The organism is Saccharopolyspora sp. NPDC002686 (assembly GCF_040295745.1).
Classification (GTDB): domain Bacteria; phylum Actinomycetota; class Actinomycetes; order Mycobacteriales; family Pseudonocardiaceae; genus Saccharopolyspora; species Saccharopolyspora oryzae.
The window spans coordinates 1-25,817 of record NZ_JBEOVY010000075.1 but is presented as its reverse complement, the minus strand read 5'-3'; the positions used below and the strand labels follow the sequence as shown (position 1 = coordinate 25,817).

Sequence of the window (25,817 nt, the reverse complement as noted above, 5' to 3'; positions counted from 1 at the left end):
TGCCGTTTCCGCGTCCACGCTACGTTGTCCATCCCGCGGGTCGCGTGACCGCTGCTCGTCAGGAACCCGCCGAGCGCTGGCGCGCCGCGGCCATGCCCTGACCTGCGGCGAGGTGCTCGGCGATCAGCTCTTCCACCCGCGCCACGTCCCGGTCGGCGATGGCCGCGTAGAGGCCCTCGTGCTGCTCGGCGATCGCGGTCAGGTCGTCGTGCTGGCCGAGCAGCCAGCGCATCCGGCCGCTCATCACCCGGTCCAGCTCGCTGAGCAGCTCGTTCGCCGCCAGCGAGGTCACCACCTCGTGGAAGTCCGCCGCCGCGCGCCGGGCCCGCACCTCGTCGCCCGCGCGCGCCGCCGCGAGCTCGGTGTCCACGACCTCGCGGAGCCGGGCCAAGCCGTCCTTGGTCCGCCGCTGGGCCGCCAGCTTGAAGGTGAGCGCTTCGAACGCACCGCGCACCTCGTTGAGGTCCGCGACGTCCGAGGCGGTGAACTCGCGGACCACCGCCCAGCTGCGCGGCCGGGGCGTGACCAGCCCTTCGGCCACCAGCGACCGCAGCGCATCGCGCACCGGGAGGCGGCTCACCCCCAGCTCGGCCGCCAGGTCCCGCTCCACCAGCCTGCTGCCCGGGGCCCGGACACCGTCGACGATCTCGTCTCGGAGCTGCCGCATCACGCGCTCCGACTCGGGTTCGAAGCTCCCTGCCTGTGCCATGAGTTCAATCTCCATCGCGTCTGAACCGCCATCGTATCGGCGCAGCCGCACCGGCAGTGGCCCGCCGTCCCGCGATCCACAGTGGACCGAGCTGATCGGAGTTCCGGTGGTTGGGCGCGGGAGCTTCCGGGTAGAGCAGCAGGAGCGCCGGACAACGCGCGGCTGCAGCGAGGAGGTGGCGAAGTGCTGGTATCCGATCACATCTTGGCCCGCCTGCGCGAATGGGGTGTCGAGCACGTCTTCGCCTACGCCGGGGACGGGATCAACGGTCTGCTCGCGGCGTGGGAACGCGCTGGTGACCGGCCCCGGTTCGTGCAGTCCCGCCACGAGGAGCTGTCCGCGTTCGAAGCCGTCGGGTACGCGAAGTTCTCCGGGCGGGTCGGCGTCTGCGCCGCGACTTCGGGGCCCGGTGCGATCCACCTGCTCAACGGCCTCTACGACGCCAAGCTCGACCGGGTTCCGGTGGTCGCGCTGATCGGGCAGACCGCCCGCACCGCCCTGGGCGGCTCCTACCAGCAGGAAGTCGACCTGATGGCGCTGTACAAGGACGTCGCCTCGGACTACCTGGAGACGGTGACCGTGCCCGAGCAGCTGCCGAACGTGCTGGACCGGGCGATCCGCACCGCGCAGGCGCGCCGAACGGTGACCGCGCTGATCATCCCGGGCGACGTGCAGACCCTGGAGTACGAGCCGCCGACGCACGAGTTCAAGATGGTGCCCTCCAGCATGGGCATGTCCGACGCCTCGGTGCTGCCCGACCAGGACAGCCTGCGCCGCGCCGCCGACGTGCTCAACGCCGGCGAACGCGTCGCCATCATGATCGGGCAGGGCGCCCGAGGTGCCGCCGAGGAGGTCGAGCAGATCGCCGACGTGCTCGGCGCGGGCGTGGCCAAGGCGTTGCTGGGCAAGGACGTGCTGCCCGACGACCTGCCGTTCGTCACCGGGGCGGCCGGTCTGCTGGGCACGAAGCCCTCGTACCAGCTCATGCGCGACTGCGACACGCTGCTGATGGTCGGCTCCAGCTTCCCGTACAGCCAGTTCCTGCCCGAGTACGGCCAGGCGCGCGGGGTGCAGATCGACATCGACCCGAACCGCATCGGGATGCGCTACCCCTTCGAGGTCAACCTGCTCGGCGATGCCCGGCGGACCCTCGCCGCGCTGCTGCCGATGGTGCAGCGCAAGGCGGACCGCTCGTGGCGGCAGACCGTCGAGGAGGGCGTGCGCGCCTGGTGGGACGTGCTGGAACGCCGCGCCCACGTCGACGCGCAGCCGGTCAACCCCGAGCTGGTGTTCCACGAGCTCTCGCCGCAGCTGCCCGACGACGTCGTCCTGACCTCCGACTCCGGCTCGGCGGCGAACTGGTACGCGCGCCACCTGAAGATCCGGCGCGGGATGCGGGCCTCGCTGTCCGGGACGCTGGCCACCATGGGTCCCGGCGCGCCTTACGCCACGGGGGCGAAGTTCGCGCACCCCGACCGGCCGGTGATCGCGCTGGTCGGGGACGGCGCGATGCAGATGAACGGGATCAACGAGCTGATCACCATGGCGCACTACTGGCGCGAGTGGTCGGATCCGCGGGTGATCGTCGCGGTGCTGCACAACGGCGATCTCAACCAGGTCACCTGGGAGCTGCGCGCCATGAGCGGCGCCCCGCAGTTCATCCCGTCGCAGCGCATCCCCGACGTCGGGTACGCGGCGCTGGCCGAGCAGCTGGGTCTGCGAGCCGCGAAGGTCGACGACCCGGGCCAGGTGGGCGCGGCCTGGCGGCGGGCGCTGGATGCCGACCGGCCGTGCGTCCTGGAGTTCGTCACCGATCCGACGGTGCCGCCGATCCCGCCCCGGGCGGATCTCGACCAGCTGGAGAAGGTGGCCAGTTCGCTGCTCAAGGGCGATCCCGAGGCGTGGTCGGTGGTCCGGGAAGGCGTGAAGGCCAAGGTCCAGGAGTACGTGCCCGGGAGCCGGGGCCGCCGCTGATGCCCGGCCCGGCGCAGCCCGACGCCGCGGTGCGCGAGTACGACTACCACCTGCCGCACTTCGCCGGGATGCTGAGCGCCGAGGCGGTCGAGCCGTTCCGCATCGCCTGAACCGACCGGAGGGACGCGGTGATGAGCAGGAACGCAACGTCGCAGAGCGCCGACGGGCTGCTGGCGGACCTGCGCCGCGAGGTCGACGGGGAGGTCCGCTTCGACCCGGGAACCCGCGGCGCGTACTCGACCGATGCCTCCAACTACCGCCAGGTGCCGATCGGGGTGGTCGTGCCGCGCACCGTGGTGGCCGGAGCGCGCGCGATCGAGATCTGCGCACGGCACCGGGCCCCGGTGCTCTCCCGCGGCGGCGGGACGAGCCTCGGCGGTCAGGGCACCAACGCCGCGGTCGTGCTGGACTGGAGCAAGTACTGCAACCGCGTGGTCTCGGTGAGCCCCAAGAACCGCACCTGCGTCGTCGAACCCGGGATCGCGCTGGACGACCTCAACCGGCACCTCGCCGAGCACGCCCTGCAGTTCGGGCCGAGGCCGTCGACGCACGGCCAGTGCACGATCGGCGGCATGATCGGCAACAACTCCTGCGGGGCCAGCGCGCAGCTCCACGGCAAGACCGCCGACAACGTGTCCCGGCTGGAGATCGTCACCTACGGCGGGCTGCGCGCCTGGCTGGGCCGGCTGGACGAGGCCGAGCTGACCGAGCGCATCGAGTTCGGCGGTCAGCTCAGCGACCTCTGCCGCCGGCTGCGCGAGGTCCGGGACCGCTACCAGGACGAGATCCGGCGGCGCTTCCCCGACATCCCCCGGCGGGTGTCCGGCTACAACCTGGACTCGCTGCTCGGCGACGACTTCGACCTGGCGGGGCTGCTGGTCGGCAGCGAGGGCACGTTGGCCACCGTGCTGCACGCGGAGCTGGACCTGGTGCCGGTGGTGCCGGCCAAGGCGATGCTGGCGCTGGGCTACGACGACATCGCGGCGGCCGCGGACGCCGTCCCCCGGATCCTCGCGCACTGCCGCCCGGTGCAGGTGGAGGCCATCGACGACGAGCTGGTGCACTTCATGCGCGAGCAGGGCCAACACCTCGGCTCCGTCGCGATGCTGCCGCGCGGCCGGAGCTGGCTGCTGGTCCAGTTCGGCGGGGACTCCACCGAGTCGGCGGACCGCCAGCTGGCCGAGCTGCTGCGCGCGCTCGGCAAGTCCACATCGGACGGTGATGTGGCGGTGTCCGACGACCCCGAGCAGGAGCAGCGGATGCTCAACGCCCGCGAGGCCGGTCTGGGCGTCACCGCGAATCCCCCGGACATGCCGGAGAGCTGGGAGGGGTGGGAGGATTCCGCGGTCGCGCCCGAAGTGCTCGGCGACTACCTGCGCGATCTGCTCGGCCTGTTCGACGAGTACGGCTACGAGCGGCCGGCGCTCTACGGCCACTTCGGGCACGGGTGCGTGCACGTCCGCATCCCGTTCCGGCTCAAGACCGCCCGAGGCGTGGAGACCTTCCGGGACTTCGTGCGCAGCGCCGCCGATCTGGTGACCGCGCACGGAGGTTCGCTGTCCGGTGAGCACGGGGACGGCCAGGCCCGCGGCGAGCTCTTGGAGCGCATGTTCGGCCCGCGCATCGTCACGGCCTTCGCCGAGGTGAAGGCGGCCTTCGATCCCGCGGACCGGATGAACCCGGGCAAGGTCGTCGCACCGCACCGGGTGGACGAGGACTTGCGGCTGGGCGCGGATTACCGCCCGTCGACGCCCCGCACGTTCCTCGGATTCCCTGACGACGGCGGCAGCTTCACCCGCGCGGCCCAACGGTGCGTCGGCGTCGGCAACTGCCGGCGCAGCACCGGCGGCGTGATGTGCCCGTCCTACATGGTGACCCGCGAGGAGGAGCACTCCACCCGGGGCCGGGCCCGGCTGCTGTTCGAGATGCTGCACGGCCACGCCGATTCCCCGGTGCAGGACGGCTGGCGGTCGACCGCCGTGCGGGACGCGCTGGACCTGTGCCTGGCCTGCAAGGGGTGCAAGTCCGACTGCCCGGCCGGCGTGGACATGGCCACGTACAAGGCGGAATTCCTCGCCCAGCACTACCGGCACCGCATCCGTCCTCGCACCCACTACTCGCTGGGCTGGCTGCCGGTGTTCGCGCAGCTCGCCCGGCACGCGCCAGGCGCGGTCAACCTCGCGATGCGCACGCCGGTGATCGCAGACCTCGGCAAACGGCTCGCCGGGATCGCCCCGGAACGCACCCCTCCCCCGTTCGCGCACCGGGGTTTCCGGCAGGAGTGGCAGCGCCGCGGCCCTGCACCGGCCCCCGGCGACCGCAACGCCGTGCTGCTGTGGCCGGACACCTTCACCGAGCACTTCGAGCCGCGCATCGCGCGCTCTGCCGCTGCGCTGCTGGAAGACGCCGGCCTGCGCGTCGCAGTGCCGGATGATCCGGTCTGCTGCGGGCTGACGTGGTTCTCCACCGGTCAGCTCAACACCGCCAAACGCGTGCTGCAGGGGTCGTTGCGGACTCTGCGGCCGTGGTTGGAGGCGGGAACGCCGATAGCGGGCTTGGAACCGTCGTGCAGCGCGCTCCTGCGCTCCGGCAGCCGGGAGCTGCTTCCCGACGACGAGGACGCGCGTCGGCTCCGGGACCAGTTCGCCACCTTCGCCGAGGTCCTCCAAGCGCGCGCACCGGAGGGCTGGCGGCCACCGCAGGTGGGCGGGCGGGCGATCGTGCAGCAGCACTGCCACCAGCACGCGGTGCTGGGCTTCGACGCCGATGCGCAGTTGCTCGACCGCGCCGGGTTGGACGCTGACGTGCTCGATTCCGGATGTTGCGGCCTGGCCGGTGATTTCGGGTTCGAGCGCGGGCACCACGAGGTGTCGATGGCGTGCGCCGAGCGCGTCCTGCTGCCCGCCGTGCGATCAGCGTCCCAGGACACCGCTGTCGTCGCCGACGGGTTCAGCTGCCGCGAGCAGATCCGCCACGGCGAACCGGAACGCGCCCCGGTCCACCTGGCGGAACTGCTCGGATCCCGGTTGCTCGACGACTACTGACCGCCCTTCTGCACGTAGGAGCGGACGAAGTCCTCGGCGTTCTCCTCGAGGATGTCGTCGATCTCCTCCAGCGCGGACTCGGTGTCGTCGTTGAGCTTCTCGCGCCGCTCGGCCCCGGTCGTCGTGGGCTCGTCGGCCGGCGCGTCGTCCTCCACCGGGCGCTGGTGGTTCTTCTCCTGTCGCATCGGCAACTCCCTGGTCGGCGTGACGTCCTCCTCTCACTACCCGTTGCGGCGCTTGGAGAATCCGGCACCCGGGAGGGCCTCGCCGCACGTTTCCGACGCGCCCGCGCCCGGGTACGGCTGGGGCGCACCTGTCCGGCTTCGACCTGTTGGGAATGGTCCGATTGGATCCGAACGAGGAGATCAACTCCGCTGAAGACACCCCGCGGACTCCGCAACCGGAGCCCGAGGAGGACGTGGACGAGGTGATCGCCCTGGGCTACGACTGATCGCACGAAGAACCGGCCGCCGGGCCGAGCACCCGGCGGCCGGTTCCGCTGCGGGTCAACCGCGGCTGAGCGCCTGTTCCAGCTGCGCCTTGGTCATCTTGGACCGGCCGTGGACGCCCAGGCGGCGAGCGTCGTCGTACAGCTGCTGCTTGGTCCGGCCGCCGGGTCCCTCGCGCTTGCCCGATCTCCGGCCACCGCGCCGGTGCGGCGAGATGTCCTCGGTGGAGGTCCGGCTGCGCTGCTCGGCCTGCCCCTGCTGGGCGCGGTCCTTGTTGACCGTTCGGGCCGCGATCTCGCTCGCCCGCTCCGGGCTCGAGCCGTGTTCCTGGGCCTGCTGCTTGATGTGCTCGTACTGCCGTTCCTGCTTCTCGTTCCAGGCTCGCTGAGGCATTTGCGTCACTTCCTCCAATGCGCTCCGCAGCCCGTCGACTACCCGCAGCACCGAGAAGTACACCGGTTTCCCCCCTGCCGGGAACGGGTACTCACTGTTCCTCGTCGCGTTCTTCCTCGACGCGTTCGCGGGCTTCGGCGCGGTCGGTGGCGGTGGGCTCGGCCCCGGGCAGGGCGCGGCCCGCGGGTTCCCGGGTGGACCACACCGCCAGCAGCCCCACCACTCCCGCCACGACGAGTAGGAACGCCGGAACCGTCGGCATCCCGGTCGCCGCCACCAGCGCCTCGGCGACCAGCGGGGTGGTACCGCCGAAGAGCGCGACCGAGATGTTGAACCCCACCGACACCGCGCCGTAGCGGACCTCGGTCGGGAACAGCGCGGGCAGCGTCGACGGCATGGTGCTGCTGAAGCAGATCAGCATCAGCCCGATCACCAGCAACCCGCCGAGCACCGCCGGAATGCTGCCCACGCCCATCAGCAGGAACGCCGGGAACGACAGCACGATCAGGGCGATGCTGCCCAGCCCCGCGATCGGCAGCCGGCCGATCCGGTCCGAGAAGTTGCCCAGCACCACGATCAGCCCCAGCACCACCAGCATCGCGACCAGCACCAGGACCAGCGCGCTGGTGTGCTGGAAGCCGAGCACCGCCGACAGGTAGGTCGGCATGTACGCGGTGAGCACGTAGTTGGTCACGTTGAACGCCAGCACGAGACCGATGCACACGAGCATCGGGCGCCAGTGCTCGCCGAAGATCGTGCGCAGGCTGCGCCAGGTCGCCGCGGCCCCGGACCGCTCCGAGCTCGACGACTCGCGGTAGGCGGGGGTTTCCCGCAGCCGGAAGCGCAGGTACAGGCCGATGACGCCCAGCGGCCCGGCCAGCAGGAACGGGATCCGCCAGCCCCAGGCCACCAGGTCCTGCGGGGTCAGCGCCAAGGTCAGCGCGATCACCAGCGCCGCACCCGAGGAGTAGCCGACCAGCGTGCCGAATTCCAGCCAGGACGTGGTGAACCCGCGCCGCCGGTCCGGCGAGTGCTCCGCGACGAACGTGGCCGCCCCGCCGTACTCCCCTCCGGTGGAGAACCCCTGGACCAACCGCGCCACCAGCAGCAGCGCCGGCGCCCAGACGCCGATGGTCGCGTAGCTGGGGATGAGCCCGATCGACAGCGTGCCCAGCGCCATCGTGCCCATCGTGATGGCCAGCACCGTCCGGCGACCGATGCGATCGCCCAGCGGGCCGAAGAAGAACCCGCCCAGCGGGCGCACCAGGAAGGCCACCGCGAACGTGGCGAAGGTGGACAGCAGCTGCGCGGTCGAGCTCGTCGGCGGGAAGAACACCTGGCTGATGATCACCACCAGGTAGCTGTAGACCCCGAAGTCGAACCACTCCACGGTGTTGCCGAGGGCCGCGGCGGCCACCGCGCGGCGGACCTCGCGTTCGTCCACAATGGTCGCTTCCGGCTCGCCCCCGCGGCCCTTCCCGGCTGGCGGCATCGGGACCAACCCCCGTCACACCGACCCCGCCCGCCCCGCGCCCCGGAGCAGACTTCCGGACACGTCCACGGGTACCCCCGCGCACGGTGCCGAAACCGCGGGCCCCGGGAAGGCGAACGCCCCGGCCGGGCGGTCGCGGTGAAGGTCACCGAGCGACTGCCGACCGGGGCGCGGTCCTGTGCAGGTCGTGGGTCACGCCCGCTCGTAGGCGTTCCCGCGGCCGATGAGGAACCACAGGATGCTGCCGAGGAACGGTGCGACGAACACGAACACGATCCAGACCACCTTCATCCCGAAGCTCTGGGGCGAGCCGAGGACGCTGATCAGCGCACCGACGACCAGCACCACGTAGACCAGCACCGGGAGGGCGATCAGAAAGAGGAACAGGCCGCTCGTGAACGCCTCGTTGTCGAGGGCCAGGGAAGCCTGCTGGACGACTGCGTGCATGCTGCGCGCTCTCCTGTCCGCGCCGGTGGCGCGTCTCGTACCCCGTCGCGGGTTTCGCGGTCCCGCGATCAACTTCAGGGATGAAGGTATTTCGCAAGCACGTGCGCCCACATCCTCCCGGGCACTGGTTCCGCCGTGGTCCGCGAGTCGTACGCCTCGTAGGACTCCAGTCGTAGTCGATCCCCGTCGTCCACTGTGGTCGGGGCGATCGGCGGATTGAAAACGCGCCCGCGCGGGCAGCCAGTTGGCGAACACCTCCGGCCTGACGCGGAAGGGAGGCGTTCGACGTGGCGCAAGATGCCTGGGACCGGATCGGCGACGTCGTGCTCTCCGCCACGCGCATCGTCGTGTCGTTCCTCTTCGTGCTGCACGGCGCGGCGGCGTTGTTCGGAGTGCTCGGCGCCGGCGCCCCCACGCCCGTCGGGCTCTGGCCGGGGTGGTGGGCGGGCCTGATCCAGTTCGTCTGCGGCGGACTGGTCCTGATCGGGTTGGGCACCAGACCAGCAGCGCTGATCTCCTCCGGAGCGATGGCGTTCGCGTACTTCACCGTGCACCAGCCGCGCGGGCTGTTCCCCATGCAGAACTACGGCGAGCTGGCCGCGCTGTACAGCTGGTTCTTCCTGCTCTTCGCAGCACTCGGCGCGGGTCCGTTCTCGATCGACGCCCTCCTGCACCGCGGGCGGAAGGCCCGCACCGGCTCAAGCGTTGACGCCGGCTAGGGCGAAGAACTCCTGCCGCGAGCGGGCGTCCTGGCGCAGCGTGCCCAGCAGCGTCGAGGTCACCGTGTTCGATCCGGTGGCCTGCACCCCGCGCAACGTCATGCAGGTGTGCTCGGCTTCGATGACCACGCCGACGCCCTTGGGCTGCAGCTGCTCGGACAGCCAGTCGGCGACCTGCTTGGTGAGCCGCTCCTGCACCTGCGGGCGGCAGGCGAAGTGCTCGACGACGCGCGCCAGCTTCGACAGCCCGAGGATCCGGTCCCCCGGCAGGTAACCGACGTGGGCGGTGCCGACGAACGGCAGCAGGTGGTGCTCGCACACCGACCGGACCGGGATCGACCGCGCCAGCACCAGCTCGTCGTAGCCCTCCTCGTTCGGGAAGGTCGTCAGGTCGAACGGGCGCGGGGTGAACAGCTCGGCGTAGGCGCGGGCCATCCGGCCCGGCGTGCCCCGCAGGCTCTCGGAGTCGGTGGAGATGCCCAACGCCCGCAGCAGCTCTCCCGCCGCCTGCTCCGCGGCGCCGAGGTCGATCTCGCCGGTGGACTCGTGCGCGACGTGCAGGGCCGGTGCGGATGTCATCAACGTCTTCCTTCGCGTCATCGCGGCCGTCGGCGACCGCGGTGGTGGCGCGGGGCTCACCCTTATTTCGCCAATCAACGTTAGTCTTATTCGTGGAGCGTGGTCAATGCGGGTGGTAGTCGCATCACCTGGTGGATTCCACCCATTGAGATGTGCGCGAGACGCTAGGGTTGGAGCATGGAGAAGGCCGGTTCGGCGGTGACCGCGGTGGCCGCGTTGGAGGACGACCTGCGACGCGGGATGTACGACTACATCCGCCGCGCCCGGCGGCCGGTGGGCCGCGACGAGGCCGCCGAGGCGGTCGGCATCTCCCGCAAGCTCGCCGCCTTCCACCTCGACAAGCTCGTCGACGCCGGCCTGCTGTGCGCGCGCTACGCGCCGCTGGACGGGATCCGCAAGGTCGGCCGCACCCCGAAGGTCTACGAACCGGCCCGCACCGACATCCGGATCAGCATCCCGCCCCGCAGGCACGACCTCCTCGCCGACATCCTGCTGGACGCCGTGCTCACCGAAGGCGACCAGGAGAACGCCGCCCAGTCCGCGAAGCGCGCGGCGCGCGAGCACGGGCACCGCCTCGGCGCCGCCGAGCGCGAACGCACCCGCCCCGGCCGACTCGGCGCGGAACGCGCGTTGACCAGGGCCCGGGAGGTGCTCGCCGAGTACGGCTTCGAACCGGACCGCGAGGCGCCCGACTGCGTGCGGCTGCGCAACTGCCCGTTCCACCCGCTCACCGCCCGTTCCCCGGAACTGGTGTGCGGGCTCAACCACGCCTTCCTGAGCGGCTTCCTCGCCGGACTCGAGGCGCGGTCCGTCGAGGCCGTGCTCGAACCGCGCCCCGGCGAGTGCTGCGTGTCCTTGCGCAGCGCGTGACGACCCCTGTACAGCCCGTAACGTCGATCCGGGACGAAAGCCCTGAATTCGGCCTCTGACCTGCCAATACTGCCGCTGCGCGGTTACTGGGGCACTGCTGCGGAGCTATGCTGCACCTGCGATGGGCCCGGCTTCTCGGGGAGTTCTCCCGCGCAACCGCCGAGCCGTCGCGGAGTCGACGGAAGAGGTGTCACCGTGGAATCCGAAACCGCCCGCCCCGCCCTGCGGTGGGAGCCTCCGGAGTTCGAGGAAACCGTGTGGGAGCACCCGGACTACGTGGAAGTCCTGTGCACTTCCGAAGTGACCATGTACGCCGGTCGGATGGAGGACTAGCAGCAGCCGGGGGATCACGGCCACCGGCCACGATCCCCCGCCCGACCGGACGAGGTGAGCGCGGATGACCACGGCGTTGCGATCGTCGAGCCGACCGGCCCTGGCCGCGCACGTGCGGCTGGCCTTCGACCGGTCGCGCGATCAGTACGTGCTGCTGGGGCCCGAGTCCGTGCTGGTCCTGAACGCGCCGGGGGCGTCGATCCTCGATCTGTGCGACGGGCACCGCACGGTCGCCGACATCGCGGCGAACCTGCGCGGCCGGTACGACCGGGTCGCCGACGAGGAGGTGACCGGCTTCCTCGACCGGCTCGTCCGCAAGCGGTACGTGGAGGTCGGTGATGACTAGCCCCTACGGCATGCTGGCCGAACTCACCTACGACTGCCCGCTGCACTGCCCGTACTGCTCCAACCCGCTGCGGATGGGCGACTACCGCGACGAGCTGACCACCGCGGAGTGGCAGCGGGTGATCGGCGAGGGCCAGGACCTGGGCATCCTGCAGCTGCACCTGTCCGGCGGCGAACCGCTGCAGCGCCGGGACGTGGTGGACATCGTGCGCTTCGGCAGCGGGCTCGGCCTCTACACCAACCTCATCACCAGCGGGCTCGGCCTGTCCCGGCGACGGGCCGAACAACTGCGCGAGGCCGGGCTCGACCACGTGCAGCTCAGCATCCAGGCCCACGAGGCCACCGCTTCCGACCGGATCGCCGGCACCCGCAGCTTCGACCGCAAGGTCGCCGCAGCCCACCTGATCAAGGAGCTCGGCTGGCCGCTGACGGTGAACACCGTGCTGCACCGGCTCAACATCGACCGGGTCGCCGAAACCATCGCGCTGGCCGAGGATCTCGGCGCCGACCGCGTCGAACTGGCCAACACCCAGTACTACGGCTGGGCCCTGCGCAACCGCGCCGCGCTGCTGCCGAGCCGAGCCCAGGTCGATCACGCCGAGGAAGTCGTGCGCGCGGCCCGCACGCGGCTGAAGGGCCAGGTGGAGATCATCTACGTGCTCCCCGACTACTACAGCCGCTACCCCAAGCCCTGCATGGGAGGCTGGGGCTCGCACCAGCTCACCGTGGTGCCCAACGGCGACGTCCTCCCCTGCCCCGCCGCGCACGTCCTGCCGCTGCCGCACCCCAACGTCCGCACCGAACCGCTGGCCCGGATCTGGTCGGATTCACCGATCTTCCAGGCCTTCCGGGGAACCGGCTGGATGCCCGAGCCCTGCCGCAGCTGCCCCCGCCGGGAGGTCGACTTCGGCGGCTGCCGCTGCCAGGCCTACCTCCTGACCGGAGACCCGGCCCGCACGGACCCGGTCTGCATCCTCTCCCCGGACCACGAGATCGTCACCGAAGCGGTCCGAGCGGCCAACGAACAACCCCGCGAAAAGGTCCTCACCCCACGCCCCCACCCCCGCGACATCACATAGCACCACCTCGAACCGTGCACTGTGGACTCGGACGGGCGGGGACGATTTTCCTGAACTCAGCGGCTTTTCAGCGAAAGCATCCTGTCGAAACCGGATTCGATTCCAGGAGAACCGCTGCACGTATCGCATGGACTCCGCCGCGATCAGCCGTTCGCGCGCCTGGAGAACGAATCCACTGATCGCTACACCTGGTAGCTGAACCACTGCGGACCGTTCTCGTCCTCGGCCGGCATCGCTCCCCCGGATGGAGGCGGTGTTGAGAGCGGCGATGCGGGAGGTAATGTGTGGGGCCTGATGACAGGGGAGCGCCATCGTGAAGGGCGCTGAGAGTGCGGGTTGAGCCGCAGACCCTCCGAACCTGCTCCGGTTAGCACCGGCGAAGGGAGTTCAAGTGGTGCGCGGTGCCGCTTTCCGCTACCGGACGATCGATTTCGTGACCGTGGCCATGCTCGGTGTTGCGATCGGCGTCGCATTCTGGGGTTGGTCCCAGCTCTACCAGGTGTTGAGCACCCTCTCCGTGTTCGCCTTCCCGCCCAGCGCCGGCCTCTTCGGGGGTGCCTGGCTGCTCGGTGGCGTGATCGGCGGACTGATCGTCCGCAAGCCCGGCGCAGCGCTGCTGACCGAGGTCATCGGCGCTTCCGTCGAAGCTCTGCTCGGCAACAGCTGGGGGCTGTCGACCGTGGTGTCCGGGTGCATCCAGGGGCTCGGGGTCGAGCTCGTGCTGGGCGTGTTCCTGTGGACCCGGTTCGGCCCGCTGGTCGCCGCGCTGGGCGCTGCGGTCGCCGCAACGCTCGAGTCGTTCTACGAATGGCAGTTCTACTACGTGGACTGGACGTTCCCGTACAAGCTGGCCTACCTCGGGTTCTTCGCGGTCTCCGGAGTCGTCATCGCCGGTCTGGGCGGCTGGGCGCTGGTGCGCGGGCTGGCCGCGACCGGTGCCTTGGACGCCTTCGGGCCCGGCCGGGAGCACCACGAGCGGACAGCGGTGTGACGATCTCGACGGGGCTGCGCGCTGAACTGCGGGGCTTCAGCTGGAAGCCGTTGGGGCGGCGCGCTCCCACGATCCACGAGCTCGACCTGCGCATCCGGCCCGGCGAGCGGGTTCTGCTGGCCGGGCCGAGCGGAGCGGGCAAGTCGACCGTGATCCACGCGCTGGCCGGTGTGCTCGGCGGCGCGCTGCCCGGCGAGGCCGGCGGGGACGTCCAGGTCGACGGCCAGATCGGGCTGGTGCTGCAGAACCCCGGGTCCGCGGTGGTGGCCGATCGCATCGGTCGCGATGCGGCGTTCGGGCCGGAGAACAGCGGGATCCCCCGCGAGGAGATCTGGCGGCGGGTCGCCGAGGCCCTCGAGCTGGTCGGCTTGGACTACCCGCTCGACCGGCCGACGTCGGCGCTGTCCGGCGGCGAGCTGCAGCGCCTGGCCCTGGCCGGGGTGCTGGCGATGCAGCCCTCGATGCTGCTGCTCGACGAGCCGACCTCGATGCTCGATCCCGGCAACGCCGACCGGGTGCGGGCCGCCGTGGCGAACGTGGTGACCAGCACGGGCGCCTCGACGGTGGTCGTCGACCACCGGATCGGACCGTGGCTGGACCTCGTCGACCGGGTCGTCGTCCTCGACTCCACCGGTCAGGTCGTGCACGACGTCGACCCCGGGACCTGCCGGGCCCGGCTCACCCCCGAGCTCGGCCGCGCCGGGGTGTGGATGCCCGATCTCCCCGCGCCCGAACCGGTCGACGTGCCGGAAGCCGTGGTGGCTCCGGACGGCCCCGGCCCGCAGCTCGAAACCCACGACCTGGGCGTGGACCTGGTGACCCGGCGGATCCGCTCATCCGCAGCGGTCACCGCGCTCGACGGCGTCTCGGTCTCCGCGTCGCCGGGGCAGATCTCGGCGTTCACCGGCGCATCGGGAGCGGGCAAGTCCACGCTCCTCGCCGCGCTGGCCGGCCTGGTCCGCCCCGATCGCGGCAGCATCAGCGGCACGACCGTCCCGCTGCACCGGATGAAGTCGATCGAGCTGGCGCGGACCGTCGGATGGGTCCCGCAGAACCCGGAGCACGGTTTCCTCACCACCAGCGTCCGGCAGGAGATCACGCACACCGCAACGCGGCTGGGCACGACCGCCCAGGTCGAGCCGATCCTGGAAGTGCTCGGCCTGAGCGCGCTCGCCGACGCCAACCCCTATCGGCTCTCCGGCGGCGAACAGCGCCGCGTCGCGCTCGCCGCCGCGCTCGCGCACCGGCCCGGCGCGCTGATGCTCGACGAGCCCACCGTCGGCCAGGACCGCCACACCTGGGCTGCCATCGCCGGATGGATGCGCGCGGCCGCGCGCTCCGGCGCCACTGCGGGCGTGTCCACCCACGATCAGACCCTGACCGACATCGCCGACCGCGAAACGCGGCTGCACCGCGGGCAGGTGGTGGCGCGATGAACGGTGTGCTGGGCAGGGTGAATCCCCTGGTGCTGGTCGCGGTGGGGCTGCTGGCCCTGATCGCCTCGCTGGGCGTGCGCTCGCTGACCTCGGCGGTGATCACCAGCTGCGTCTACGTGCTCGCCGGGTTGCTGATGCTGCCCGCGCGCTCCGGGCGTCCGATCCGGTTCGCGACCGTCCTGCTGGCCAGCGTGTCCGTCGCCTACTCGACGTGGCTGCTCGGCGGCGGGCACCTCGACGTCGCCGCCACCGCAGGCCTGCGCATCGCCGTGCTGGCGCTGCCCGGGATCGCCGTCGCACCGCTGATCGAGCCGATGGCGCTGGCCGATCAGCTCGGCCAACGCCTCCGACTCCCCCACCGGTTCGTCGTGTCGTTCGCCGCTGCGCTCCAGCGGTTCGAGCAGCTCGGCCAGACCTGGCAGCACCTGTCGCGGGCTCGCCGTTCGCGCGGGTTCGGGCCCGGTCGCGGGCCGGTCTCCCGGACCCGCCACGCCAGCTCCGTCACCTTCGGACTGCTGGTCACCACCATGCGCGAAGCCACCAGCGCCTCGATCGCCATGGACGCCCGCGGCTTCGCCCACGCCCACCGCCGCACCTGGGCGGAACCAGCGCCCTGGACCCGGACGGACACCACCGTGCTCCTGCTCGGCGCCCTGGTCGCCACTGTCCCGTACGTCGTCGAGGCGCTGATCAGCTGAAGCAGACGCCGACGCGCTGACCTGCGATGTCATCGTCTCCGCGAGGGCGCCCAAGGCCATCACCGCGCCGTCCTTCACTGCCACCGCGTTGCCGGAGCGGTAGGAGGCGAAGTCGATGTCGTGCAGCGCGTCGGTTGGTGGACGTGCATCGCGATCTGGTCGAATATGGGCATGGGGCTGGAAACGGGCAGGAATTGGTGGCGGTGGCTCGCCGCGTGCGCGCTCGTCGCCGCGGCCACCGGATGCTCCGCGGGGCGCGACGCCGCCACCGAACCGGCCGCGCCGAGCGCCCCGGCTTCGGACTCGCCGAGCGCTGACGACCAGGATCCGGGGCGGTTCGCCGCGCAGGTGATCAACCGCGCGCGGGAAGCCGGCGTCGATCCGCAGCTGGTGATGGCGATCTTGTACAACGAGTCCTACAAGCCGCACGACCCGGACACCGAACGCGCCTGGCTGCAGTTCAAACCGGACGCCGCGCTGGGCGTCGCCAACATGCACCGCGCCACCTTCGACGAGGTCAAGGCCAACCACGGCTTCACCGACCGCGATTGGCTGCAGCTCCCCGACGACCCGGACCTGGCCATCCAGGCCGCGTCCTGGTACCTGCACGACCTCTCCGCCTCGCTGCCCGATCAGCGGTCGGGCGCGCACACCACCGAGGAGCTGCTGGCAGTCGGCTACAACGCGGGCCCCGGCAACATGCGAGCCGTCGCGAAGGGCACTTCCCCGGGCCCGCAGGCGCAGAACTACCTCGACCGGCTGCACGACAACTGGGACAAGGCGGGAACCGCCGTCGCGAACCGCTAACCGCGCAGTGCCCGCGCGGTTTCGGACTCCTCGCAGGCCATGAGCTGCTGCGGCGTGCCCGCGCAGATGACGCGCCCACCTCGGCGGCCCGGGCCAGGCCCGAGGTCGATCACCCAGTCCGCGCTGCGGATCACCTCGAGGTCGTGCTCGATCACGAGCACCGTGTTGCCCTGCTCTACCAGCCGGTCCAGGACCCGGAGCAGGACTTCGGTGTCGGACAGGTGCAGGCCGGTGGTCGGCTCGTCGAGCACGTAGCAGGTGGGCCCGTCCGCGCTGGAGAGCTCCTTGGCGATCTTCAGACGCTGGCACTCGCCACCGGACAAGTCGGTCAGCGGCTGACCGAGCCGCAGGTAGCCCAGCCCCACGTCCACCAGGTCGCGCAGTGCTCGGCCGATCGCCGGTTCCGGCAGGCGGTGCACGGCGTCCGCGATGGTCAGCTCGTCGACGTCCGCAATGGACAGTCCGTCGACCGTGTGGGCCAGGACTTCAGCCGTGAACCGGCGGCCGGCGCACGCCTCGCAGACCGTCTCCTGCCCGTCCATGAAAGCCAGATCGGTGTAGATCACGCCGGCGCCCTGGCATGCTGGGCACGCACCTTCGGAGTTGGCACTGAACAGCTTCGCGCTCACGCCGTTGCGCCGCGCGAACAGCTTCCGGATCGCCGGGGCGATGCCGCAGTAGGTCAGCGGCGAGGAGCGGCGGTTGGTGCTCACCGGGCGCTGATCGACGACGGTGGCCGGATGTTGCGCAGCGAATTCCGCTGCCAGGCTGGACTTCCCGGATCCGGCGACCCCGGACAGCACCGTCAGCACCCCGGTCGGCACGTCCACGGTCAGGTCGCGCAGGTTGTTGCGGCGAGCGTTCTCGATGCGCAGCTTGCCCGTAGGAACTCGGGGCATTCGCGCTCGGATCCGGGTCCGCAGAGCACGCCCCGTCGGGGTGTCCGCGGTCGTCAACTCACCGAAGCTGCCCTCGAACACGATCCGCCCACCAGCACCGCCCGCGCCGGGGCCGAGCTCGACGATCCGGTCGGCGGCCCGCATCACGTCCGGGTCGTGCTCGACGACGAGCAGCGTGTTCCCCTTGTCCCGCAACGACTTCAGCAGTCCGATCATGGACTGCACGTCGTGCTGGTGCAGGCCGACGGTCGGTTCGTCGAACACGTACAGCATCTCGACCAGGCTGCTGCCCAAGTGCCGGACCGTCTTGATGCGCTGCGACTCACCGCCCGAGAGCGTGGTCGTCGGACGCGCCAGCGACAGGTAGCCCAACCCGATCTCGGTCAGCGCACCGAGCTTGTCCAACAGCGCCGCCACGACCGGCGCGACTCGCGGATCCCGCACCTCGCTGACGACCTCGGCCAGCTCACCGATCTCCATCCTGCTCATCTCGCCGATGGTGCGGCCGAGCACCCGCGCCTCGCGGGCCGCCTCGCGCAACCGCTCGCCGTCGCAGTCGGGGCAGCGCGCCGAGCGGGTGCACCGGCGCAGCACCGCCTGCTTGCGTTCGGACATGTTGTCGGCCGTGTGCAGGTAGATGCGCTCGAAGCGGTCGACCACGCCTTCGTAGTCCTTCGGCACGCGCAGCGCTGACCGCTGCGCTGCCTCGCGGTGGAGGAGCGCCTCCAAGTCGGCGGCGGCCCAGTCCCGCAACGGTTTCGCCACGTCGAACACGCCGAGCTCCGAGTACTGCCGGTACCAGTACTGGCCGATGCCGAAGCCGGGCAGCAGGATCGCGCCCTGCTCCAGCGTTCGGTCCAGGTCCAGGATCCGCTCGACGTCGGTGGCCAGCGTCTCCCCCAGCCCCGCGCAGGTGGGGCACATCCCGGCCGGGTCGTTGAACGAGAAGTGGTTGGACTCGCCGACGTGCGGTTCGCCCACCCGCGAGAACAGCAACCGCAGGTAGGTGAACGCGTCGGTGGTGGTGCCGACCGTCGACCGCGCGTTGCCGCCCAGCCGCTTCTGGTCGATCAGCACCACCGGCGAGAGCCCGCCCACCTCGGCGTCGGGGCGGCTCCACCTCGGCAGGCGGTTGCGCACGAACGGCGGGTAGTTCTCGTTCACCTGGTAGCCGGCTTCGGCCGCGATCGTGTCGAAGACCAGCGAGGACTTGCCCGAACCGGACACTCCGGCGAACACCACCAGTTCACCGCGCGGCAGGTCGAGGTCGAGGTCCTTCAGGTTGTGCGTGCGGGCGCCGCGGATGCGGATCGTCGAGCTCATACCGCGACGCTACGAACAGATGTGGCCGGATCCTGACCGCGATTCGGGGATGATGGGGTCATGAGCGATGTCACCCGGCGCCTGCTCGAACTGCTCGCCCACCTGCAGACCGGCCGCCGCTTCAGCGGTCCGGAGCTGGCCTCGCGGCTGCAGACCAGCCCGCGCACGGTGCGGCGCGACGTGGAGCGGTTGCGCGACTACGGCTATCCGGTCATGACCCAGCCGGGGCCGGGTGGCTTCTACCAGCTCGCCGCGGGCCGGGCGTTGCCGCCGATGGTGTTCGACGACGAGGAGGCCGTCGCGACCGTGGTCGGTCTCGGCGTGCTAGCGGCCAGCGCACCGCCGGACACCGACGCAGGAGGTATCGGCTCGGCGGCCGACCGCGCGTTCGGCAAGATCGACCAGTTCCTGCCGAAGCGGTTGCGGGCCCGGGCCACCGCCGTGCGCGCCACGCTCGAAGCGGCCTCGCAGACGGCCCCGCCGATCAACGCCGACGCGCTTGCCACGCTGGCCGCCGCCGCGGATCACCACGAGTACGTCACCTTCAGCTACACCACCCGCGACGGCACCACGTCGCAGCGCCGCATCGAGCCCTACCGGCAGGTGCACCTCCACCTGCGCTGGTACCTGCTGGCCTGGGACCGCGACCGGGCGGACTGGCGCACCTTCCGGCTCGACCGGATCAGCGACATCGCCGTCCCCGGCACCCGGTTCGCACCGCGCCCGCTGCCGGCGGAGTCCGCCGCCGAGTACCTGCGCGGGAAGCTCGCCGAGCCCCGCCACCGCGCCGTCGTCACCGTCCACTCCCCTGCGCCCAAGGTCGCCGACGTGCTGAAGTTCTCCGACTGCGCCATCGAACCGCTGGACCAGGAGCGCTGCCGGATCACGACCTGGGTCGACTCCTTCGAATGGCTGGTGCTCAACCTCGCCTTCTTGGACGCGGACTTCACCATCGAAGAGCCCGAGCAGTTCCGGACCCGCTGCCGCCAACTGGCCCACCGCCTCGACCTCGCGGCGCACGACCCGGAATGACCCGGCGCCCCAACGACTTTCCCGTCGCGTCTGACCGGACGCCGGCGGCTCAGCAGCGGTTACCGTGAGTCTTTTGGGTCGCTGGGGCAGCCCAAAAGACTCACGGATCCGGACGACTGGACGCAGATCAGGTCCGCTCGGCGAAGAAGGTCCGCAGGGCGGTGGCTGTTCGGGCGGGTTGTTCTTCTGGCACGTAGTGGTCGCACGGAAGTGCTTGGCCCCGCACGTCTTCGGCGTGGTCCTGCCAGACCTGGAGCACGTCGTAGTTTCGGCCGACGAAGCTGTGCTCACCCCACAGCGCCAGCACCGGGCAGGTGATGGTGCGGGCCGAATCGGCTTCGTCGTGCTCGAGGTCGATCGACGCGGCCGCTCGGTAGTCGGCGCAGGACGCGGCGATCGCGGCCGGATCGGAGAAGCAGCGCACGTAGTCGGCCACCGCGGCCGGGTCGAACGGCGTTCCGCCGTGGTGGCGCGCCGACATCCGCGCCTTGATCCAGAACTCCGGGTCCCCGCCGATCAACCGCTCCGGGATGCCGCCGCCCGCGGCGAGGAAGAACCAGTGGTAGTAGCCGAGTCCGAACTCCTTGTCCGCGTGCTCGAACGCGTGGCGCGTCGGCACGATGTCCAGCACCGCGAGCGCGGACACCGCCTCGGGGGCGTCCAGCGCCAGCCTGTGGCCGACCCGGCCGCCGCGATCGTGCCCGGCCACGCCGAAGCGCTCGAAGCCGAGCGCCCGCATGACGAGCAGCTGGTCCCGCGCCATCGCGCGCTTCGAGTACTCCGCGTCGTCCGGCCCCGGAGCGGGCTTGTCGCTGTCTCCGTAACCCCGCAGGTCGGTGAGCACGACGGTGTGCTCGGCGGCGAGCGCAGGAGCGACGTGGTGCCAGATCAGGTGGGTCTGCGGATATCCGTGCAGGAGGAGCAACGGCGGGCCATCACCACCCACCGCGCAGTTGATGCGGACCCCGTCGGCGTCGACGGTCTGCTGCTCGAAGGAACTGGTCAGCGGGACACCCATCTGGTCTCCTCCTGGTCGTGGTGGATCGGCCCGGCTCAACGGCCGACGAACTCCAGTACGGTACGGGTGAACTCCTCGGTGGTGGCCGTGCCGCCGAGGTCCGGCGTGCGGACCCCGGTGCGCGCCAGCGCCGCGGCCATCGCCTGCTCGACCTCGGCTGCCGCCTCCGGGTGGTCGAGGTGGTCGAGCAGCATCGCTGCGGTCCAGATCGCGCCCAGCGGGTTGGCGATCCCCCGGCCGGCGATGTCCGGCGCGGAACCGTGCACCGGCTCGAACATCGACGGGAACTCGCGCTCCGGGTTGATGTTCGCGGCCGGCGCGATCCCGATGCCGCCCGCGACCGCCGCGGTCAGAACGCTGAGGATGTCGCCGAACAGGTTGGATCCGACGATCACGTCGAACCGGGCCGGATCGAGCACCACCTTGGCGCACAACGCGTCGATGTGCTCGGACGCCCAGGTGACGTCCGGGTGGGACGCGGCTCGTTCGGCGACCACTTCGTCCCAGAACGGCAGGGTGTGCACGATGCCGTTCGACTTCGTGGCCGAGGTGAGCTCGCCCCGGCGCTCCCGGGCGAGGGAGAACGCGAAGTCGACCACGCGGGTGATCCCGGGGCGGGTGAACACCTAGCGCCACGTGCAGATGTGCCTCCGGGAGCAGTTCGAGCACCCGCGCACCGGCGAACGGCCCCGTCAGCGCTGGCCACCACGACGAACCGCTGGCGGCCGAGCGGGGTCACCGCCACCCCAACCTCGGCCACCGCTTCGGTGCTGGCGAGCACCCCCAGCTCCGTCACCCCGCTGCGGACCATCTCCAGGACACCGCCGGCGGTGAAGGCCGCCTTGATGCTCACCGAAAGCCCGGCGTGCCGTTCGGCGAAAGTCCGGACGAGCCCGCTCAACGGCTCGACCGCCTGCGAGGGCATCGCAGCTACCTCGACCCGCCCGACGGCCAGGTCGGCGACCGATTCCACGCTGGCCCGCGCGGTCTCCAGACCCCGCACCACCTGCCGGGCCGGTTCGATCAGCGCGCGGCCGGCGTCGGTGAGCACCAGTCGGCGGCCGATGCGGTGGAACAACTCCTGCCCCAGGTCGCGCTCCAACGCACGAATGGCCTGGGATAGCGAGGGTTGTGCGATGTGCAGCGCCACCGCGGCCCGGTTCACCCCGCCGTGGTCGACCACCGCCAAGAAGTACCCAGCTGCCGCGCGTCCACGACCCCGCATCCTCGCACCAGCCGGGAATTCGCCGCCGGGCCCGGACCTCGGATCAGGTGCCGACGACGTCGGTGGTCATGGCGCGAGCGCTGCCCAGGTAGTTGGCCGGATCGCAGAGCTCGTCGATGCGGCTCTCACCGAGCTGCGCGACGAGGTCGGGATGGCGGCGCAGCTCGTCGGCGAGATCGGCACCGGTCTCGATCGCGTTGCGGCATGCGTCGTAGACGACTTCGTGCGCGCGCTGGCGACCGAGCACCGGGGCGACGGCCATCATGACCGCCTCGGCGACGATGAGCCCCCCGGTGAGCGCGGTGTTGGACCGCATCCGGTCGACGTCGACCTCCAGTCCGCCGAGCATGAACTCGGCCTGGTGCAGCGAAGCCGCCACGAGCTGGAACGCCTCCGGGACGGTGGCCCATTCGACGTGCCAGGGTCCGGTGGCGCGTTCGAAGTCCTGCATCAGCGCATCGAGCATCGTGGCGGCTCGGTCGCGCAGGAGTTTCGCGGCAGCGACCATCAGCTCGCTGGAGATCGGGTTGCGCTTCTGCGGCATGGTCGAGCTCGCGCCCCGGCCCGGCACGAAGGGTTCGGCGAGCTCGCCGAACTCCGACGAGCACATCATCATCACGTCCCATCCGATCTTGCCCAGCGATCCGCCGATCGCGGCCAGCAGCGAGACGAGCTCGTTGAGCCCGTCCCGGGCCACGTGCCAGGTGATCTCGGGATCGCGCAGTCCGAGCTCGGCGGCGAGCGCGGCGCGTACGGCGAGCCCGTCGGAGCCGGTCCCGAGCGAGGCGAGCGTTCCGGCAGCGCCACCGAACTGGACCATGAGGTCGCGTTCGCGGGCCTGGGCAAGCCGCTCGCTGTGCCGGTCCAGCGCCGAAACCCACACCGCAGCGCGGAATCCGAACGTCACCGGCAACGCGTGCTGGAGGTGGGTGCGACCGGCCGTCACGGTGTCGACGTGCTCGGCGGCGAGGCGGCGCAGCGCGGCGCGCACCCGGTCGAGAGCCGCGGCGACGAGGTCGAGCCCGTCTCGGCACTGCAGCATCGTGGCGGTGTCCATGATGTCCTGCGTGGTGGCTCCCCAGTGCAGGTAGCCGCCCGCCTCGCCGCACTGCTCCGCGAGCTGGGTGACCAGCGGCAGCACCGGGTAGCCGACATTCTCGGTGTCGGCCCGGAGCCGCTCGTGGTCCAGCGCGTCCGGGCGGACCGAGTCGCTGATCACCTGCGCGGCTTCGTGCGGCACGATGCCGACCTTGGCCTGGGCTCGGGCCAGCGCGGTCTCGGTGTCGGTCATGCGCTGGACGAAGGTTGCGTCGCTGAAGACCTCGCGCATCTGCGCGGTCGAGAACATCTCGCGGTAGAGGAAGGAATCGAAGACCGTGCTGTTCACTGTGGACTCCCGGAGTTAGTGGCGGTGGCGGGCACCTCGGCGGACGGTTCCAGTTCCGGGGCGTCGTCGTCCCGGTCGAGCGAGGACGGGTCGGCGAGCACCTCGCGCAGGCGCGCCCGGTCGAGGTCTCCGTTCCAGCGGGCGATGACCGCGGTGGCCACGACGTTGCCGAAGGTGTTGCAGGTGGCGGTGGCCATCGACATGACGCGGTAGACGCCGAACAGGATCGCGACGCCCTCGATCGGGAGGTAGCCGGTGGCCGTCACCGTCGAGGCGAACACCACGAACGTGCCGCCGGAGACGGTAGCCGCGCCCTTGGACGTCAGGAGCATGATCACCAGCAGGCCGAGCTGCTGCTCGAAGCCCATCGGGATGCCGTAGGCGTTGGCCAGGAACAGCGTGCACAGCGCCATGTAGATCGAGGTGCCGTCGAGGTTGAACGCGTAGCCGGTGGGCATCACCAGGCCGACCGTCTGGCGGGACAACCCCATCCTCGGCAGCTTCTTGAGCAGACCGGGCAGTCCTGCCTCCGACGAAGCGGTGCCGAGCACCAGGGTCAGCTCGGTGCGGACCGCGCGCAGCAGCCGGAAGACGTTGATCCCGGCGGTGAGGCAGATCCCGCCGAGGACCACGACGATGAACAGGATCACCACGATCCAGTACTGCGCCACGAGCTCGGCCAGGGCCAGCAGCATCGCCGATCCGTTGGTGCCCACCGAGTAGGCGATCGCGCCGAAGGTCCCGATCGGTGCCAGGCGCATGATCACGTTGATCAGGGCGAAGAAGCCTTCGGAAGCGGTCTCCAGCCCTGCGGTGAAACGCGCCTGGACCGCGGGGGCGAGGGTGAGCACCCCGATGCCGAGCAGCACCGCGACCACCACGACCTGCAGCAGGTGGCCCGAGCTGAACGCGCCGACGAAGTTGTCCGGCACGACCGCGGCGAGGAATCCTCCGTCGTCGCCCCCACCGGCCGGTGCCCCGCCGGTCGGATGCGCGCCGCTGAGGGCACCTGCGCCTGCGCCGACGCCCGAGAGGTTGCCGGCCAGCATGCCGAGCAGGAGCGCGACCGTGGAGACGACCTCGAAGTAGATCAGGGCGATCAGCCCGGTGCGGCTGGCCTTCTTCAAGTCCCCGGCCGCGGCGATCCCCATCACGACGGTGAGGAAGACCAGGGGTGCGACACCGATCTTGATCAGGTCGAGGAACGTGTCCCCGACGACCTTGAGCCGCGCCGAGAACGCCGGGAACAGCGCGCCGACCGCGATCCCGAGGACGATCGAGATCAGGACTTGGTTGCCGATGCTGGTGTACCAGCGCGATCTGCGCTTCCGGCGGCCGCTCGCGAGGAGCTCTTCCGCTGATTTCATCGTACACCTCTTTGTGTCTAGACACATTTATGTCTAGACACAAAATGGCCGGACGTGGCCCGGATGTCAATGGGTGTCTTGCACCCTGGGCCTAGGCGGACCCGGACCGGACGAGCGTCGTGCGGTAGCTGAAGGTGTCGCCGGGGTGCACGCCGACCGTGGTCTCGAACAGGTCGCCGGTCGCGTCGTAGTAGTGCCGGACGAACTCCAGCGCCGGGCTGCCCGGTGGCAGCCCGAGCGCTTCCGCAGGCTCGGCCGGGAGCGCGATGGCTCGGACCCGCTGCACGACCCGGTGCGTCGAGCGACCGGTCCGCTCCCGGAGGAGATCGCTGATCAAACGCGTGCTCTTGTCGAGGTCGTCGGCGACGGCCGCGGCGTCGTCCGGCGAGAGGTAGACCTGCGACCAGGAAACGGCCGAAGTGTCCGGTGCCCGCCGGACGGTGGTCAGCCGAGCGAGCACCGCACCGGGCGGCAGGTCCGCGGTCGCGGCGAGCTCGGACCCGACGGTGACCTCCTCGGATGCGGTGACCTCGCGGACCGCGTCCCGTCCGTACTGGACCAGCTCCTCGAGACTGCCCAACGACGTGTCGAACCGCTGCACCGGCGTGAGCCGCTCGACGCGGGTGCCGTCCCCCTTGCGCCGGGAGACCAGGCCCCGGGCCTCCAACTCGCGCAGCGCGTTGCGCAACGTCTCGCGGGAGACCTCGAACGACGACGCCAGCTCGGGCTCGGGAGGCATGCGCTCACCAACCGCCCACCGCTGCGCTGCGATCTCCTCCGCCAGATCCCGAGCGATCTGCAGGTAGCGCGGCTCCTTGTTCCCGTTGACAGCACGAACCTCCATGCTCGTCATCGTCGCACGCCCCATGGCGCAGGTGATCGGCAAGCAGCGCGCCGCAGTCAGGTGAGGGCGGTGACGATCATCGTGATCATGACGATCACCAGGAGGGCGACGTAGGCGATCGCGTGCACCCGGTCGGGGATCTTGCCGACCAGGCGCTTGGTCAGCGCGATGGTCGGCAGGGAGCCGCAGAGCAGGATCGCTCCGACCACGAAGTTGACGTGGCCGATCTGGCCCGGGTAGGTCGCCGTCGGCGTGGCCAGGGCGTAGACCGCGGTCCCGGCGACGGCGACCGGGATGCCCGGCCAGCAGCGTGGCGATGAACGGTGCGGTGCCGCCGAGCAGCATGTTGGTCACGTT

25 protein-coding genes, 1 pseudogene and 1 riboswitch are annotated in these 25,817 nt (G+C 70.9%); of the genes and pseudogenes, 12 read left to right on the top strand and 14 right to left on the bottom strand.

Annotation, left to right across the window (positions count from 1 at the left end):
• Nucleotides 1-58: 58 nt before the first annotated feature.
• Entirely contained in the window at nt 59-709 is a 651-nt protein-coding gene (locus ABTZ89_RS12885; protein ID WP_270953007.1) for a GntR family transcriptional regulator, read from the bottom strand.
• Nucleotides 710-892: 183 nt separating this feature from the next.
• Here ABTZ89_RS12885 and ABTZ89_RS12880 point away from each other — a divergent pair, with 183 nt between their 5' ends.
• Entirely contained in the window at nt 893-2,683 is a 1,791-nt protein-coding gene (locus tag ABTZ89_RS12880) for a thiamine pyrophosphate-requiring protein (RefSeq protein WP_351043725.1), read from the top strand.
• 131 nt (nt 2,684-2,814) lie between these two features.
• Nucleotides 2,815-5,727 carry an FAD-binding and (Fe-S)-binding domain-containing protein gene (locus ABTZ89_RS12875; RefSeq protein ID WP_351043722.1) on the top strand — a complete coding sequence of 971 codons (2,913 nt, stop codon included), beginning with the start codon at nt 2,815-2,817 and terminating at the stop codon, nt 5,725-5,727.
• Here ABTZ89_RS12875 and ABTZ89_RS12870 read toward each other — a convergent pair.
• From ABTZ89_RS12870 to ABTZ89_RS12855, 4 genes are all read right to left on the bottom strand, one after another.
• Nucleotides 5,721-5,912 (bottom strand): ubiquitin-like protein Pup, encoded by a 192-nt coding sequence (locus ABTZ89_RS12870; protein WP_270953001.1) that lies wholly within the window; start codon nt 5,910-5,912, stop codon nt 5,721-5,723. The genes ABTZ89_RS12875 and ABTZ89_RS12870 overlap by 7 nt on opposite strands.
• A gap of 321 nt (nt 5,913-6,233) precedes the next feature.
• Nucleotides 6,234-6,569, bottom strand: a complete 336-nt coding sequence (locus tag ABTZ89_RS12865; RefSeq protein WP_351043718.1) for a plasmid stabilization protein — start codon at nt 6,567-6,569, stop codon at nt 6,234-6,236.
• Nucleotides 6,570-6,660: 91 nt separating this feature from the next.
• On the bottom strand, nt 6,661-8,061 hold the full coding sequence (locus tag ABTZ89_RS12860) for an MFS transporter (protein WP_351043715.1): 1,401 nt from the start codon (nt 8,059-8,061) through the stop codon (nt 6,661-6,663).
• 192 nt (nt 8,062-8,253) lie between these two features.
• Nucleotides 8,254-8,508, bottom strand: coding sequence for a PLD nuclease N-terminal domain-containing protein (locus ABTZ89_RS12855; protein WP_270952998.1), 255 nt, complete (start codon nt 8,506-8,508; stop codon nt 8,254-8,256).
• Between the two features lie 287 nt (nt 8,509-8,795).
• Between ABTZ89_RS12855 and ABTZ89_RS12850 the strand changes: the two genes are divergently transcribed.
• Nucleotides 8,796-9,227 (top strand): DoxX family protein, encoded by a 432-nt coding sequence (locus ABTZ89_RS12850; RefSeq protein WP_351043712.1) that lies wholly within the window; start codon nt 8,796-8,798, stop codon nt 9,225-9,227.
• Here the strand turns inward: ABTZ89_RS12850 and folE are convergent.
• A complete protein-coding gene (gene folE / locus ABTZ89_RS12845; protein ID WP_351043709.1) occupies nt 9,207-9,806 on the bottom strand; it encodes a GTP cyclohydrolase I FolE in 600 nt (199 codons plus the stop codon). The two genes, ABTZ89_RS12850 and folE, sit on opposite strands and share 21 nt — an antisense overlap.
• A 177-nt stretch (nt 9,807-9,983) precedes the next feature.
• On the opposite strand from folE, the gene ABTZ89_RS12840 reads away from it, so the two are divergent.
• The 8 genes from ABTZ89_RS12840 (at nt 9,984) to ABTZ89_RS12805 (ending at nt 16,365) form a co-directional block, all read left to right on the top strand.
• Nucleotides 9,984-10,676 carry a helix-turn-helix transcriptional regulator gene (locus tag ABTZ89_RS12840; RefSeq protein ID WP_351043706.1) on the top strand — a complete coding sequence of 231 codons (693 nt, stop codon included), beginning with the start codon at nt 9,984-9,986 and terminating at the stop codon, nt 10,674-10,676.
• A 195-nt stretch (nt 10,677-10,871) separates the two neighbouring features.
• Nucleotides 10,872-11,009 carry a pyrroloquinoline quinone precursor peptide PqqA gene (gene pqqA / locus ABTZ89_RS12835; RefSeq protein ID WP_270952992.1) on the top strand — a complete coding sequence of 46 codons (138 nt, stop codon included), beginning with the start codon at nt 10,872-10,874 and terminating at the stop codon, nt 11,007-11,009.
• Between the two features lie 64 nt (nt 11,010-11,073).
• On the top strand, nt 11,074-11,355 hold the full coding sequence (pqqD, locus tag ABTZ89_RS12830) for a pyrroloquinoline quinone biosynthesis peptide chaperone PqqD (RefSeq protein WP_351043702.1): 282 nt from the start codon (nt 11,074-11,076) through the stop codon (nt 11,353-11,355).
• Nucleotides 11,348-12,433 (top strand): pyrroloquinoline quinone biosynthesis protein PqqE, encoded by a 1,086-nt coding sequence (gene pqqE / locus ABTZ89_RS12825; RefSeq protein WP_351043699.1) that lies wholly within the window; start codon nt 11,348-11,350, stop codon nt 12,431-12,433. The genes pqqD and pqqE overlap by 8 nt, the downstream gene beginning before the upstream one ends.
• Before the next feature lie 289 nt (nt 12,434-12,722).
• A riboswitch (TPP riboswitch) is annotated at nt 12,723-12,835 on the top strand.
• Entirely contained in the window at nt 12,828-13,424 is a 597-nt protein-coding gene (locus tag ABTZ89_RS12820; protein ID WP_351043696.1) for an ECF transporter S component, read from the top strand. (Overlaps the previous riboswitch by 8 nt.)
• Nucleotides 13,421-14,860, top strand: a complete 1,440-nt coding sequence (locus tag ABTZ89_RS12815) for an ABC transporter ATP-binding protein (protein ID WP_351043693.1) — start codon at nt 13,421-13,423, stop codon at nt 14,858-14,860. Before ABTZ89_RS12820 ends, ABTZ89_RS12815 begins: the two co-directional genes overlap by 4 nt.
• Nucleotides 14,857-15,558 carry an energy-coupling factor transporter transmembrane component T gene (locus ABTZ89_RS12810; protein ID WP_351043691.1) on the top strand — a complete coding sequence of 234 codons (702 nt, stop codon included), beginning with the start codon at nt 14,857-14,859 and terminating at the stop codon, nt 15,556-15,558. The genes ABTZ89_RS12815 and ABTZ89_RS12810 overlap by 4 nt, the downstream gene beginning before the upstream one ends.
• A gap of 120 nt (nt 15,559-15,678) precedes the next feature.
• On the top strand, nt 15,679-16,365 hold the full coding sequence (locus tag ABTZ89_RS12805) for a transglycosylase SLT domain-containing protein (protein ID WP_351043688.1): 687 nt from the start codon (nt 15,679-15,681) through the stop codon (nt 16,363-16,365).
• Here the strand turns inward: ABTZ89_RS12805 and ABTZ89_RS12800 are convergent.
• On the bottom strand, nt 16,362-18,587 hold the full coding sequence (locus ABTZ89_RS12800) for an ATP-binding cassette domain-containing protein (RefSeq protein WP_351043685.1): 2,226 nt from the start codon (nt 18,585-18,587) through the stop codon (nt 16,362-16,364). The genes ABTZ89_RS12805 and ABTZ89_RS12800 overlap by 4 nt on opposite strands.
• A 60-nt stretch (nt 18,588-18,647) precedes the next feature.
• On the opposite strand from ABTZ89_RS12800, the gene ABTZ89_RS12795 reads away from it, so the two are divergent.
• On the top strand, nt 18,648-19,619 hold the full coding sequence (locus ABTZ89_RS12795) for a helix-turn-helix transcriptional regulator (RefSeq protein WP_351043682.1): 972 nt from the start codon (nt 18,648-18,650) through the stop codon (nt 19,617-19,619).
• Nucleotides 19,620-19,746: 127 nt separating this feature from the next.
• Here the strand turns inward: ABTZ89_RS12795 and ABTZ89_RS12790 are convergent, their stop codons facing one another.
• From ABTZ89_RS12790 to ABTZ89_RS12760, 7 genes and pseudogenes are all read right to left on the bottom strand, one after another.
• Nucleotides 19,747-20,637 (bottom strand): alpha/beta fold hydrolase, encoded by an 891-nt coding sequence (locus tag ABTZ89_RS12790; RefSeq protein WP_351043679.1) that lies wholly within the window; start codon nt 20,635-20,637, stop codon nt 19,747-19,749.
• Nucleotides 20,638-20,672: 35 nt separating this feature from the next.
• Complete coding sequence (locus ABTZ89_RS12785; RefSeq protein WP_502949542.1) at nt 20,673-21,263, bottom strand: isocitrate/isopropylmalate family dehydrogenase; 591 nt, start codon at nt 21,261-21,263, stop codon at nt 20,673-20,675.
• A 125-nt stretch (nt 21,264-21,388) separates the two neighbouring features.
• Nucleotides 21,389-21,862 (bottom strand): annotated as a pseudogene (locus ABTZ89_RS12780) (LysR family transcriptional regulator); the annotation flags it as partial.
• Nucleotides 21,863-21,905: 43 nt separating this feature from the next.
• A complete protein-coding gene (locus ABTZ89_RS12775) occupies nt 21,906-23,249 on the bottom strand; it encodes a class-II fumarase/aspartase family protein (protein ID WP_351043676.1) in 1,344 nt (447 codons plus the stop codon).
• On the bottom strand, nt 23,246-24,616 hold the full coding sequence (locus tag ABTZ89_RS12770) for a cation:dicarboxylate symporter family transporter (protein WP_351043673.1): 1,371 nt from the start codon (nt 24,614-24,616) through the stop codon (nt 23,246-23,248). The genes ABTZ89_RS12775 and ABTZ89_RS12770 overlap by 4 nt, the downstream gene beginning before the upstream one ends.
• A gap of 91 nt (nt 24,617-24,707) precedes the next feature.
• Nucleotides 24,708-25,460, bottom strand: coding sequence for a GntR family transcriptional regulator (locus ABTZ89_RS12765; RefSeq protein WP_351043671.1), 753 nt, complete (start codon nt 25,458-25,460; stop codon nt 24,708-24,710).
• Between the two features lie 56 nt (nt 25,461-25,516).
• Nucleotides 25,517-25,669, bottom strand: coding sequence for a hypothetical protein (locus ABTZ89_RS12760; protein WP_351043668.1), 153 nt, complete (start codon nt 25,667-25,669; stop codon nt 25,517-25,519).
• Nucleotides 25,670-25,817: the final 148 nt, after the last annotated feature.

Excerpts from the sequence above, each read along its gene's own strand:
- ABTZ89_RS12855 (WP_270952998.1), bottom strand. The coding sequence starts at position 8,508 with ATGCACGCAGTCGTCCAGCAGGCTTCCCTGGCCCTCGACAACGAGGCG.
- ABTZ89_RS12810 (WP_351043691.1), top strand. The coding sequence starts at position 14,857 with ATGAACGGTGTGCTGGGCAGGGTGAATCCCCTGGTGCTGGTCGCGGTG.
- ABTZ89_RS12865 (WP_351043718.1), bottom strand. The coding sequence starts at position 6,569 with ATGCCTCAGCGAGCCTGGAACGAGAAGCAGGAACGGCAGTACGAGCAC.
- ABTZ89_RS12795 (WP_351043682.1), top strand. The coding sequence starts at position 18,648 with ATGAGCGATGTCACCCGGCGCCTGCTCGAACTGCTCGCCCACCTGCAG.
- ABTZ89_RS12840 (WP_351043706.1), top strand. The coding sequence starts at position 9,984 with ATGGAGAAGGCCGGTTCGGCGGTGACCGCGGTGGCCGCGTTGGAGGAC.
- ABTZ89_RS12860 (WP_351043715.1), bottom strand. The coding sequence starts at position 8,061 with ATGCCGCCAGCCGGGAAGGGCCGCGGGGGCGAGCCGGAAGCGACCATT.
- pqqD (WP_351043702.1), top strand. The coding sequence starts at position 11,074 with ATGACCACGGCGTTGCGATCGTCGAGCCGACCGGCCCTGGCCGCGCAC.
- folE (WP_351043709.1), bottom strand. The coding sequence starts at position 9,806 with ATGACATCCGCACCGGCCCTGCACGTCGCGCACGAGTCCACCGGCGAG.
- ABTZ89_RS12770 (WP_351043673.1), bottom strand. The coding sequence starts at position 24,616 with ATGAAATCAGCGGAAGAGCTCCTCGCGAGCGGCCGCCGGAAGCGCAGA.
- ABTZ89_RS12870 (WP_270953001.1), bottom strand. The coding sequence starts at position 5,912 with ATGCGACAGGAGAAGAACCACCAGCGCCCGGTGGAGGACGACGCGCCG.
- ABTZ89_RS12800 (WP_351043685.1), bottom strand. The coding sequence starts at position 18,587 with ATGAGCTCGACGATCCGCATCCGCGGCGCCCGCACGCACAACCTGAAG.
- ABTZ89_RS12790 (WP_351043679.1), bottom strand. The coding sequence starts at position 20,637 with ATGGGTGTCCCGCTGACCAGTTCCTTCGAGCAGCAGACCGTCGACGCC.
- ABTZ89_RS12875 (WP_351043722.1), top strand. The coding sequence starts at position 2,815 with ATGAGCAGGAACGCAACGTCGCAGAGCGCCGACGGGCTGCTGGCGGAC.
- ABTZ89_RS12885 (WP_270953007.1), bottom strand. The coding sequence starts at position 709 with ATGGCACAGGCAGGGAGCTTCGAACCCGAGTCGGAGCGCGTGATGCGG.
- pqqE (WP_351043699.1), top strand. The coding sequence starts at position 11,348 with ATGACTAGCCCCTACGGCATGCTGGCCGAACTCACCTACGACTGCCCG.
- ABTZ89_RS12765 (WP_351043671.1), bottom strand. The coding sequence starts at position 25,460 with ATGGAGGTTCGTGCTGTCAACGGGAACAAGGAGCCGCGCTACCTGCAG.